Raw genomic sequence first — 13005 nt, forward strand, 5'->3', positions numbered from 1 at the left:
TTTTATAATATCATAAATCGATTTTTTATCATACCTTAGGCAGATTTTCTATTCTTAAAAGCAATTGGCATAAGCGCCATCAAAAGAGCTACAGCCATGGGATTACTGAACTGGAACACCCACTCTGACAGAGCTGCCACACCCACTCCAACTATCATGGCAAAGGCAAACAATGCTCCGGGTGCATAATCCCTGCTCTTTAAATAGAATATAATCCCGCTGAAAAATGCGCAAACAAACATAAGGAAGAATACGATTCCCGCCAAAATTCCGTTATCATACATCACCTGAAGGTACGTATTATGTGCATGAACCGCAATCTCTCCGGATGGAAGTTCAGCTCCCATCTCATCATGTCCAAAAGGCGTCATCTGCTTAAGATATGCCTTAAAAATAGTTATCCTTCCATTGGAAAATTCCTCAATTCCGTCCTCCGGTGTTCCGCTGTTTTCTTCAGCGTTCTCCTCCTGAACTTCGTCAGTATTCTCTCCACTGTCTGCGGACACCATAGCTTCCGCTGCAGCTGCCTCTGCTTCCATTCTGGCAAAGAGCTCATTTCCTCCGGTCTCCATCAGGTATTCCTTTATCTCAGGATCGGTCTGCTTGGAAGCAACTATTTCCGGAAGTGTATACATCATCCTGTCTGACTGATCTTCAGTAAGCGGAACTCCGTTTTCACCTATAGTTGACTTTCCTTTGCTATTGTAGTTCTCGATATCCTCCGGATAATTGTAATCCATCACATCTATATTCAGTATCTTTTCAGCGAAAAGATCCACAAATCTCTCGATACTCATATAGAGATGGCTGTCCGGCTGTCCGCCTCCGTAAAGTCCGAAATTGCCGGTTTCAACCAGGAATTTTTTCGGTCTTGCCACAATTGCCGGCATAGTTCTCTGTAGCATAAATGCTGCCGGAAAACTCAGTATTACCGCAAGTGCCATGGTTCCTATCTGAATCCCCAGATAGCGAAGCTTACCTTTTTTGCAGTCACCCGATGTGAGCACAAACATGCAGATAAACATCACGAGGCATGCAAGGTAGGATGTTCTGGAAATTGTAAACATCATGTAGGATGTCACAAAGCCAAATAAAATGAATTCCTTCCAGAGATATTTAATTCTTGCTGCGAAGGACGTCATTTCTCTGGTCAGATATATCTTATACAGAAGAAGCACAGCAGAAGCGCATTCCATCACAGTCATATACTCTGCGGTTATGGTTACCGTATGAAAAACGAAGGCATATCTTCCTGTATTGAATGCCGCAAAGCTTCTATACATCCAGCAATAAAGCATGGAAACTACAAAATTCAGAAGAAGTCCGCCTATGATAAGCTCCGAATACTCCTTAAATCCGTATAACCAGTAACTGAGCATAAGGCCTATGGCAAAAGCTGCAAGTGCAACTCCCCACCATCTTGTATTCCTGAATACTACCAATACTGCAAATAGCACCAGAAGAACTATTCCGAAAATACTGATCTTATATTGGGATATCGCTTTTTTCTCAGCCTTCTCATGTACTCTGTGATATAACTCCACTGCAAAATTCAGCAATATGAAGCCCGCAAGTATAACCACAATAACCCCATAAGTCATTGCAGCATTATGAAGGTCATACTCCTTCTCTGTCTCCGGGAGAAGATGCATGATTCTGTAGATCACTCCAAGCACGATCGCCGCTGCGCAATAGTAGACATTATGTTCCTTGAATATCCTATCCGCAGGGAATAGCAGACACAGGAAAATCAGGAGACAGATCATCTCCTTTCTCTCTGCCAGAGTCTGATAAATAGTATAAAGAGCATTCATGTACTCACAGCAAAACCATATCGCAGCTGCGATTGCAGACATCTGAAGAATGTTTTTGACATTATGCCAGAGCTTTACGTCAAGAGTCGCATCACTTTCATGGTTTATCGCATAAAATACAAATCCTGCAGCAATTATCACCCCTAACTCAAGGAAAAGATTTTCAACAGGCCTGATGTCAAAATATTTCATCGGCCAGATCAGTATCATCATCGCAAGAGTCATTACGGCAGCGATGGGATTGCCGACATATTTAATAACTTTATGAACAGAAATAAGCGGATCTTCCTTATCTGCAAATATCAGCTTTTGCAAACCTAACAGCGCAGCAGCAAGAAGAATGACCACAAGTATGATAAAGCCCGAAACCTTCTTGGAAAGAGGCTGAGTGTAATTATACTTTGCTGCAAGCTGAACGCCTTCAACACTGGTATCATGATATGCAAAGGATACGAAATAGGGTGATGTATCCTCGCCGGCATGCTCATAGGCTACATAATAAGTAGAAAACGCTCCGTTAAGTATCATAGTGTAGGTCTCACCGACATTGAGGTCAAGCCCCACTCTCACATTAAGATACCCCGGAAGCTCGGCATCCCTCAGATACACAAACCTCTGGTAGACTTCCTCCATATTTTCGTTATAGAATACCAGGCTCATATAATTGCCTAGCTCGACACTGTCAACATATATGTCTATTGATTCAAGCCTGTCATACTGAGCAATGAATTTCTGGACCACGTCGTGATAATCATTTACTCTGTCCGAAGTCTGGACGATATCCCCGCCGCCCCTCTCGGTAATGGTTCTTTGCCATATTCGTAGCGGGAACACGGAAACAATTGCCAAAAAAGCAAATATAAGAATTACAGCTCTTATAGCTGCAGATCTGTAAACAACTTTTCTTCTCATAAATCCTCCACTGCATCATTATTATGCAGTAAAACAGTATATATCAGAATCGGAACCGCATACCACAAATAAACTGTATATCTCACAAGGTAAGTCGGCCCAAGCAGTACCGTCATCCATACAAGTCCCAGGAGTATCCAGGGATACATACCCGATTCTCTCCTTATCACGGCAGCTGTCATCATAAGATACAAAAATACCCAGAAATAAGCAGCCGGCGAAAACAAAAGTGAAAGGACCGGTATATTCTGCTGGAATTTCTCTATTGAAAGCTTTCTGTAAAAAGCATCTATAAACGGAATCGCACTGTGTCTTTTTCCCGGAAGTTCAACCTCATATCCGAAATAGGAACTGTCCTCATAGGTAAACGTAAACACCGTATTTCCCTGATAAACATTGATAACCGCGCCGGGATACCAGTATCCATAAGAAGTCAGAAACCACCCGTTCAAATAACTCATGGGATTCTCCATTCCCTTCTTTGCCCAGAGCTTCCAGAAAGAGGCCTTATCCTCCTCATAGGCTTTGTTATCAAAATACATTTTTAATATATCCGAGATTCTGGGTGTGTAGTGTGAAAGAGCCTCCTCGCTCAGATATTTATGTAAGGTCTCCTTCTCCTCCCCGGAAAAATTCTCCGGGTTGTAGTAATAAACTCTCGAAATCTGCTGTATCGGCACAGTAAGCATCTCCTGATGCTCACCCGTCTCGGCAGAGAGCACTGCTCCTATAGCAGTGTTTATGCAAAAATATATGATCACCGGAGCTATAAGAAAAGTTGCTCTGTGGAACCGATCTTTTTCTCTCATTATCTTTGCCGATATCATCACAACAAGAGCAAAGACAATATAAGCATAAAATCCGTTGTGCCTAAAAAGCATCATCAGCACTGCAGACACAATGATTTCCCAGGCTTTCTTCTTTTTCTCTCCGCGCCCCGTAAGCTCTTCCCACTCCAGCATCAGAACAATCGTCATCACAAGAAATGACGAGAATAGCCCGTCCTTACAAGAACACAGGGTGTACATGACAATTGTGGGAAAAAGTCCGAAAAAAGCTCCTATTATTCTTCTGGCCTTTACTCCTGCCCCGTGTTTTTTGAGGAAATTCAAATAATACGTAAATATATGTGTCATCAGAAGCATCTGACATAGAATATAGAAGAATATTCCCGCATTATAGTTTCCCGTAAACTTATGGAAAAATGCCACACTTCCGCCAAGAAGAAGCACATGTAAAAGCGGATGATGAGTATTGAAGCTCCTGCTTAAAACCTCGATAACCTCTGTCTGAGCATCATAGACAAAAAATCCGGGGAAAACTCCGAGTAGCACCACAAAATTGCAGGCCGCCAGCATCATCCACACCTTGAAGAACTCTTCTCCGGTATAGCCGCGCCTACGCGCCGCCTGCAGCATAGTCCTCGCCCCGGTAATTACCGTTATGCCACCCGTTTCCTTATTTTTTCCCTCCTCAAGCCTGCACCAGCTGTACTTAACCGCAGCCGCAATCACTGCTGACAGAAGGAGAAAAATAAGCAGCATCCCGATATTGCCTATATCTATATGATCCGATGTCTCAAGCTGGTATCCCCAAACCAGAGACAGGGACATGCCTACACCAAATAAGACCGGCATCAGCCAGGTCTTATTCTTACTCTTCTGATTTCTCATGCGAAACCTCATCCCGGATAACGTATTGAGGATTGTTATTCTGGGATATATAGATTCTGCCTATATACTCTCCAGCCATTCCCACCATAAGCATGAGCATTCCGCACATGAAGGTTATCGCCGACATAAGTGCCGAAAAGCCCACAGCCGGCAGATCCGGGTACATAATCTTTTTAATCACGGTATATATTCCATACAAAAATCCGATAGCTGCAAATATACCGCCCATCAACGTTCCAATACGAAGCGGCTTAATACTGAACGCAGTGAAGCCGTTTATCCACAAACCCATGAGCTTGGAAAAAGTATAGCCGCTTTCGCCTACTTCCCTTGCTCTGTGGGTAACATCAACATTAACGATATTTCTGGTGGTTCGAAGGACCAGTCCTATGACATACGGATAAGAGCTCTTATACTTGATCATCTCATCCACCACAAATCTTCTGACCGCAAAATAGCTCGACACATGAAGATCCTTGGGCTTACCCAGCATAACATTAGCCATCCACTCATTCATGGCCGTGCCGAAATTCCTGAAAAAGTTGTGCTTTTTATGAGCATATCTTGCATAGACAACATCTGCCCCCTTCTCAATCTGATATAGGAGCTTACCAACCTCATCCGCGGGAGTTTGTCCGTCGTCATCAAGGCATACCACAATATCACCCTTGGACGCATTAAGGCCCGCCATTATAGCTGCATGCTGCCCAAAATTTTTAGCAAGATTGAAGGCCTTAATCTCCTCATGCTCCTTTACAAGCTCACAGATTTTCCCCCAGGTGTTATCGGGAGAACAATCATTCACAAGAATGATTTCGTAGCTGTAAAGAACCAGCATGTCCATAGCGCCTTCAATTTCATTTATTACGTCTTCAATTGTCTGTTCCGAGCGATAGCAGGGAATCACAAAACTCACAAATTTATTTCGCATATCGTTATTTTACACCATTTCACAGTATCTTTTCCATCAGTATCATGTCCCCGGTCTCTCCATCGGAGCACAGCACCTTCGGCAGATCCTCTGTCTTCACAAAGCCTGCATGTTCATAGCTCTTAAGTGCAGAGATATTATCCGCAAAAACCCTGAGTATAAGCCTCTTCAGGCCAAGCTTTGATGCTGCATACCTGCACATGAGCTCTGCCGCTTCATTACCATACCCATGACCTGTAGCATCATCCTCGCCGATGAAAATCCCGTACTCAGCGGTTTTCTCCTTCATATCTATGTCTCTTAAATATACGCTTCCCACCGGGTTATCTTCATTATCTCCAACGCCTCTGCCACCATCCGCAGCATCCTTTGGACAAATGATAAGCTGTACCACTTCTCCGGTCTCCACCTTGGTCTTCATCCAGTTGTTGTGAATCTCATCAGTAAAAACTTCTCTGTATATAAAATTGTTTCTAACCCTCGGATTGTTTCTCCACTTCACAACCATGGGCGTATCGTCATAGGTTATCTCCCGCAGATAAACCTTATCACCTTCTATAACTTTCATATTTATTCTTCCTTACCTCACATCCCACACTAAAAACTCCCCGGCGACTTCATCAACCTTCTCAGCACTGATCGTCCTACCTGCATCGGCGTAGTATTCCTTCATCCACTCAAGGTCCGTATCCTTATCCGTTATCACAAGAGCTTTATCATCAAAAATCGCATTCCCCATGTTCTCGCTAAGCCCAAAGGCACGAAGCTTTTCCTTCTCAATGGGGCTCTTGGATGCCCAGCCTCCCATCAGCGTAACATTGCTGACAGCATTGCTTTCTCCAAACATCTTCTGAGAATAGGTATACCCGGTATCCTCGTAGGCAACCGAAGTATAGACATCCATAAAATAAAAGTTATCACTGTGCATACCGCAGTAATCATAAAGCTCTTCGTAGGCTTTGTTATATTCTGCTCTACCCTCACACTCCGCCTCGGTTACGGCCAGAGACGGTCCCATAAACCTGAAACACATTGAAGCAAATGCCACAAGACAGAAGCCCGCAAAAATATGAAGAACCTCGGTCACATAGAGCCTTGGCATATCGCTCTCACTGTCCCTTTCGCGGATAGGTCCTGTCACGACTCTCCTTAGCATTTCTTCCACAAGCACCACAAGTACTGTAATTTCTATGAGATATAGTGAATGAGTTATCCTTATCGGATCCCTGCCTCTGACCAGAATATAAAGCCATATCAGGGTTCTTCCGGCAAATAACAGCGCAGGTCTCCAGGCTGCGAAAAGTAGCCTGCTCACGGTCTTTTTATGCCTTTTGCTCTCGTATAAAAGCAGCATGACATAGGTGACAAGATACATGATCCACGTCACTATATTCCAGGGAGAATCTGTCATAGGATATTCAAAACCCGCCGGTTTTGCCACACTTCTTAGTCTGTACAAATATGGTGAAATACATCCTGCCAGTCTGTAGAAAACAGATTTCTCATTATATAGCTTTTTCCCATAGGCGGCAATTTCCGCCATCTTTTCCGCATCTATGGCATCATCCAGGCCGAAATTGTAATTGACCAAAAGCTCATACTCACTTTCCTTAAGGCCGATGCTGTCATAGAAATCCTTGTTCTCATCATAAGAAGGTATCTGATAAAAATCGTACACCTCGGTTCTACTGTCAAAAAAAGAATTAAACTCTCTCCAATCTTTAGTGGAATATCCCGCAAAATGAAGGAGTTCACATATTATCATCCCCGCTGCAATTGCTATCACAGGCAGAGCATTTTTCTTTAAACCATTTTCCCTAAAAAATCCATCATCCTCAAATCTGTAAAAAATCACAAGAAGCACAAAAGGAAGCATCAAAAGTGACATCTCTGACCTTGTAAGAAATGCCAGTATGATAAAACCTGTCGCCGCTATATCCTTCCTCTCAAAGAATAAAACTGCTGCCGCACTGCACATCATTGCTACCACAAAGGTGTACTGAACAATAACAAAATGTCCTCCTACAACAGTAAGGAAAACGGCCATAACCACTAAAATGCATATTATGCGCATCGCTGTCGCCGCTATCTTCGGCGCCTTATGTCCGACCTTGTCTACAAGGATATCCGAAATAACTCCCGCGAAGGATCTGACAAGCACAAACAAGCTCACATATTGGCAAAACAAAAGATATATCCCGTAGCAGTCAATTTTCCCGAACACCTTGTAAACAAGGCTTATCAGGAAGCTTATCGGATAGAGCATCTGGATATTGTGTCCCTCAGGTGTACCCGTGAAAACTCCCGCGAGAATATCCTTCATCAGGACATCATCGTTTAAGTCAAACCAGTAAGAGTACAAAAGTCCCATAACAACTGCAAAAGCAATTGTTATGAGACCTGTAATTATAGAATTGGCTGATGGGAAGCTCTTTTTATTTTCCATGTCACTAATTTTCTACATTGCAATTATATAGCTTTGTAATACTCTTTTACTCGCATTACTACTTCATCAAGATCTTCGTTTGTAAGACTATAGTACATCGGCAGTCTAAGGAGTCTTAAGCTTTCCTTGGTCGTATACTTATCTTCGCCATGGAATCTGCTGTACTTAAGGCCGGCCGTGGATGTATGAAGCGGCACATAATGTGAAGCAGGAAGGATATCGTTGGACTTAAGGTACTTTATAAGTCCCTCTCTCTCCTCGAAATCCTTGCACTTTATATAGAACATGTGCGCGTTGTGCTTACATTCCTCCGGAACATAAGGAAGCTCTATTTTACCGGCATCCGAGAGATCGGCAAAAGCCTCCATGTATCTGTTATAGTGATCCATTCTCGCATCATTTATCTCATCTGCCATCTGAAGCTGTGCATAGAGATATGCCGCATTCATATCACTCGGAAGATAGGATGAACCGGGCTGAAGCCAGGTATATTTATCAACCTTTCCAAGCTGGTAAAGTGTTCTGTTGGTTCCCTTCTCCCTTATGATGATCGCATCGTTTACAAAAGTCTCATCGCGAAGAAGAAGCGCTCCGCCCTCTCCCATACTGTAATTCTTGGTCTCATGGAAGCTGTAATTTCCAAAATCACCTATCGCGCCAAGGGCTCTTCCCTTATATGTTGCCATAACGCCCTGCGCCGCATCCTCAATAACAAAAAGGTTATGACGCTTTGCGATGTCCATAATGGTGTCCATCTCACAGCCAACACCCGCATAATGAACAGGAACAATTGCCCTGGTCTTAGGTGTTATCGCTGCCTCAATCAGATTTTCATCAATATTCATCGTATCCGGTCTGATGTCGACGAATACCACCTTTGCTCCTCTAAGCACGAATGCGTTTGCTGTGGAAACAAAGGTGTAGGAGGGCATTATCACCTCATCCCCCTCCTTAATGCCCGCAAGAATCGCAGACATCTCAGTAGCGTGGGTACATGAAGTGGTCAAAAGGCACTTGTTTACACCTGTCTTCTTCTCAAACCACTCGTTATCCTTTTTGGTGTACTCACCGTCTCCGCAAATCTTCTGGTTTTCCACACATTCTTTTATGTATTCCATCTCCTTCCCGGTATAGGGAGGTACATTAAAATTAATTCTCATAATCTCTCACCGATCAGTTTCAAAGTTGTCTGAATCAATTGTCCTTTTGTTCAAGAAAAATCTTTCGTGTGATAAAGTTATATACCATTACTATGCCTGTAGCTCCGAACTTGAAGAACAGGTTCTTCGCAAAACTTTCGCTCATGATGCTCTGGAGCCATTTCCAGTGCATGTAGATAAGGTCAACACCTACGTAAAGGCAGAGCTCATTAAGTCCCATACCGATAATGCTGAGGATAAGGAAAATTGTAAACTCCTTTTTCCTACTCATATCGTCTCTGCGGACAAAAACAAATTTAAAGCTCAGAATATAGTTCACAACCACCGACACCGTAAAGCCGATAAGTCCCGAAACAAGATAATAATACGGGAAAACCGATGCGATACCTGTCTTAGTAAATACAAAGTTGGCTCCGAGATACAGAAAGTAATCCACAAAAAAGCAGAATACTCCGACAAGTCCAAACTTCATTATCTGTTGCAATAAATTGTTCATAATTCCTCCGTTTTAAAAAGCATCTTCGCGGAGAAATCCGTCTCCACTGTCACTTACCTCGCCGCATAAACTTCAAAGCGGTCACTTTCAAAGATTTTATTATACTTCAGGGTTTCAAGGAAGTCCAATAACATGGTGTATTTTTTGTCTGCCGTAACTTCTCCCTCAAAATTCGGGTTCACGATAACTACAGGAAGCTCCGTACTATCGCCCGTCTCAAACCCGGAAATAGCGTCTTCAAATTTTTGTATTGTATTCGAATCAAGATTTGGCCATGTACTGAAAATAGCCGGTTCCATGTCAAGGAGATACGAAAGCCCCGGGGCATTTCCGAACTGTAAAAGCTTTTTATCCCTAAGCCCCTCTTTGCTTAATAGACTACTTAGCTCCGCAAGGCTGTCAGCATTTTCAGGTGTCGTGTACATACCCGCTGCCTTGGGAAGCTCCTGCGTTCCAATAAGAGCGGATCTCTCCGTTCCGTCAGTCCCATCCACAAAGCTGTATTTATAATGAAAGATCGTGCTCTGGAAAAATATCAGAACAAGAATCGCCATATACATAGCCTTCCAGGTAAAGTGCAGTTCCTTTGCACCTGCTGCCTGTCTCACTCTTCTGAACATCCACATGATAAATGGCGCAACAATGAAGAGATTGTTAAGAAGCGGGTAGGTATAGTTATTGCTTCCAAGCGGTGTAATTATCATAATCAAAAGGCACGCAAGGCAAAGGCTTCTCTCCGATGCCTGTCCGCGAAGGACCCTGGTAACACCGAGAGCAAAGAAGCAGATACCGCATATCAGGAACATCATCGCCGGTTCAAACATTGAGTCATAGTAAAAATAACTCCTGGTAAATACGCTCTCCTGATAGTAGTAATAGAGCAGCATAAATATGCCGGCAATATATAATATTCTCTTAATCCAGTAAAATCTTCCGGGCTTCATAAAAAACATGATTGAGCCCACGATCATGCAGGGTATCATGATTACCATATGCTTAAAGCTTGTATACCATGCCGCTAATATTGCTCCTGCCATTCCTCCTGCCGAATAATCCGTTGCTTCGGCGGACATTGAAAACAGCGAGGAAATCATTTCGGGATAAGCTCCAAATCCGTAGGTAATACTGATTGCAATAAAAGGAATGATAAAACCTATCAAATATCCCGCAATGCAAAGTCCGGTTTTTCTCATAATTTCCTTGAAGCTATTTTTATGGATACCCTCGTAGTACCACAATATAAGTATCATGGCCGCTTCGACAATATTGGGAAATCTCACCATCACGGAGATTCCAAAGAAGAAACCGGCCAATACAAATTTCCATTTTGTGACCTGATAATCGGTCATGGCATGCATCAAAAGAAGCGTGCCTGTGGTGAAGCAAAAATATGTCAGATAATTATAAAGAATTACTCTGGGACACCAGCAAAGATTTATGGCGATTATTTCACCGATGAACATCATCCAGCCGGGCATCCATCGCTGAAGCAGATAATACGCCACGATTGCAGTCGCACTGATCACAAAGGAGCAGTAAATGTTCATCCCCAGCATAGTTTTTCCGCCGGGAAGCGCCATAAATAATCTGCCCACCATATTGGGAATGTATGTCGCAATGATCCACATGGGATCAAGGTTTCCCGTATACTCGTAATTCCCAAGGCTGTAGGTTGTGTCGGTTATATCAACCCCCTGCGCCACTCCGATAAGAGGGTACAGAAGCAGAATTATAGGAAAAACCCACTTTTCGAGCGGTTCCTGATATTTTTTAAGTCTGAATATTTTTTCTCTGACTGCGCTCAGTGTAAGCATACCCTCACCTCTGTTGTGTTACCTTCTGGCTGTCAACCCTGTATACCATGTCGCACTTCTCGATGGTCTGAAGTCTGTGCGCAATTATTACAAGTGTCTTTTTTCCGTGCAATCTGTTTATGGAATCCATAATCGCTGCCTCGGTCTCATTATCAAGCGCACTGGTCGCCTCATCGAGAACCAGAACCTCGGGATCCTCAAAGAGCGCTCTTGCGATACCGATACGCTGTCTCTGTCCGCCGGAAAGCCTGATACCTCTCTCACCGATAGTGGTATCAAGTCCGTCGGGAAGGCCTCTGACATATTCATCAAGCTGAGCCTCCTTAAGGGCTGCCCAGACCTTGTTATCATCTATATCCTCATCCGGAATACCAAAGGCAACATTTTTCCTTATGGTTGAATCCAGCATGAAAATTGTCTGCGGAATGTAACCTATATTCTTAAGCCACTCCGGATAATGTTCTCTTATCTCAACGCCATCAGCCAAAATCTCACCGGTCTCGATTTTTAATAATCCCAGCATGATATCAACGATTGTTGTCTTACCGGCACCTGAGGTTCCGACAATACCGATTGACTTTCCAACCGGAATGCTCATGTCTGCATTTTTCAGGACATAAGCCTCGGAATTCGGATAGTGGTAGGTAATGTTTTTAAGCTCTATACTCTTATGAACAGGAAGCTTTTCAACCTGCTTCATCACCCTGTAATCCTCAGCTTTATAAGAAACAGAACCGTCGTTGATCTCCTCCTGGAGGTTATCACTTACGTTCATGAAAAACGGCTCAAAATAAGCTATCGAAGTGAGGTAGTTGTTGATTCTGTTTGCACTGGGAAGGAGTCTTGCCGCAGCTGCACCAACAACGGTGATTGTTCCCACCATGTCATTAAGATCCTTACCGTACGCAATCATAACCAGCATATATCCGATCATTCCGGCTATTCCGATAGTCTCTATAAGAAGTCTTGGCGTTGAATTATAAAGATTGTACTTCTGAACTGCATTCACATAACCGGCACCACAATCTGCATAGCCGTTTATGAAATAATTCTCTTTGTTGGCAATCTTTATTTCCTTGATTCCCATAACAGACTCTTCAATCCACTTAAATAGTCCGCTGTAGTAGTCCTGGTTATCCTGACCGGCCTTAACCATGATTGGCTTGATAATATATTTGATAACCAAAAGAACCGTAACAAGTAATACTGAAATAAACAGTGTCAACTTGAAATCCTTAATAAGCAACATGATAACAAGACATGTAAACACTATTACTTCAGAAATAAGCTGAAGACAACTCAAAATAAGACCATACATATTGTTAACATCAGAGGTTATATTTCTCTGAATTATTGATGTATCAGCATTTAAATAATACTCATAGGGTCTTTGCATGAAGTTGATCATCATTCGCCTTGAAGTAGCAAACTGATTTGTATATACAAACCGAAGCTGTATAACATTTATGATAAAAAGCACTATATTCTTAACTATAAATATCAATATAATGGACAGGAATATCAATATCGCAAACTGCTCTACGCTGCTACATCCAAGGAAATTGTAAGCAGCATAAAGATTTTTGTGTTCCGGTAAATTATCCTTCTCTAAAATCGTCTGCATAGCCGGTATCAGCATTGCAATTCCAAGTGTCTCAAGAATACCGCCCAAAAGCATCATCAGTACAATGAGCACCATCTGCTTTTTCTGACGGCCATCCAATAAGACCATCATCTTGTTATAAATCTTTTTCATGTT

Annotated in this window: 9 protein-coding genes; all 9 read right to left on the reverse strand. The window is 42.8% G+C overall.

Going from position 1 to position 13005, the window contains the following annotated elements:
- Positions 1–35 precede the first annotated feature (35 nt).
- From G630_RS0108150 to G630_RS0108190, 9 genes are read right to left on the reverse strand one after another with little or no spacing between them, the layout of a single operon-like run.
- A complete protein-coding gene (locus G630_RS0108150) occupies positions 36–2726 on the reverse strand; it encodes an O-antigen ligase family protein (protein ID WP_026498293.1) in 2691 nt (896 codons plus the stop codon).
- On the reverse strand, positions 2723–4399 hold the full coding sequence (locus G630_RS0108155) for a DUF6020 family protein (protein ID WP_022760285.1): 1677 nt from the start codon (positions 4397–4399) through the stop codon (positions 2723–2725). Before G630_RS0108155 ends, G630_RS0108150 begins: the two co-directional genes overlap by 4 nt.
- Positions 4380–5330 (reverse strand): glycosyltransferase family 2 protein, encoded by a 951-nt coding sequence (locus G630_RS0108160; RefSeq protein ID WP_022760286.1) that lies wholly within the window; start codon positions 5328–5330, stop codon positions 4380–4382. The genes G630_RS0108155 and G630_RS0108160 overlap by 20 nt, the downstream gene beginning before the upstream one ends.
- Positions 5331–5349: 19 nt before the next feature.
- Positions 5350–5898, reverse strand: coding sequence for a GNAT family N-acetyltransferase (locus G630_RS21220; RefSeq protein ID WP_022760287.1), 549 nt, complete (start codon positions 5896–5898; stop codon positions 5350–5352).
- A 12-nt stretch (positions 5899–5910) separates the two neighbouring features.
- Positions 5911–7776 (reverse strand): hypothetical protein, encoded by a 1866-nt coding sequence (locus G630_RS0108170; protein WP_026498294.1) that lies wholly within the window; start codon positions 7774–7776, stop codon positions 5911–5913.
- 23 nt (positions 7777–7799) lie between these two features.
- Positions 7800–8936, reverse strand: a complete 1137-nt coding sequence (gene rffA / locus G630_RS0108175) for a dTDP-4-amino-4,6-dideoxygalactose transaminase (protein WP_022760289.1) — start codon at positions 8934–8936, stop codon at positions 7800–7802.
- A 34-nt stretch (positions 8937–8970) separates the two neighbouring features.
- Positions 8971–9432, reverse strand: a complete 462-nt coding sequence (locus G630_RS0108180) for a GtrA family protein (RefSeq protein WP_022760290.1) — start codon at positions 9430–9432, stop codon at positions 8971–8973.
- Between the two features lie 53 nt (positions 9433–9485).
- Positions 9486–11246 carry a hypothetical protein gene (locus G630_RS0108185; RefSeq protein ID WP_022760291.1) on the reverse strand — a complete coding sequence of 587 codons (1761 nt, stop codon included), beginning with the start codon at positions 11244–11246 and terminating at the stop codon, positions 9486–9488.
- Positions 11247–11250: 4 nt separating this feature from the next.
- The gene (locus tag G630_RS0108190; RefSeq protein WP_022760292.1) at positions 11251–13002 is read right to left on the reverse strand and encodes an ABC transporter ATP-binding protein; all 1752 of its coding nucleotides are present in this window, start codon (positions 13000–13002) and stop codon (positions 11251–11253) included.
- Between the last annotated feature and the right edge of the window lie 3 nt (positions 13003–13005).

It is taken from the genome of Butyrivibrio sp. WCD2001, from assembly GCF_000424485.1.
GTDB lineage: Bacteria > Bacillota > Clostridia > Lachnospirales > Lachnospiraceae > Butyrivibrio.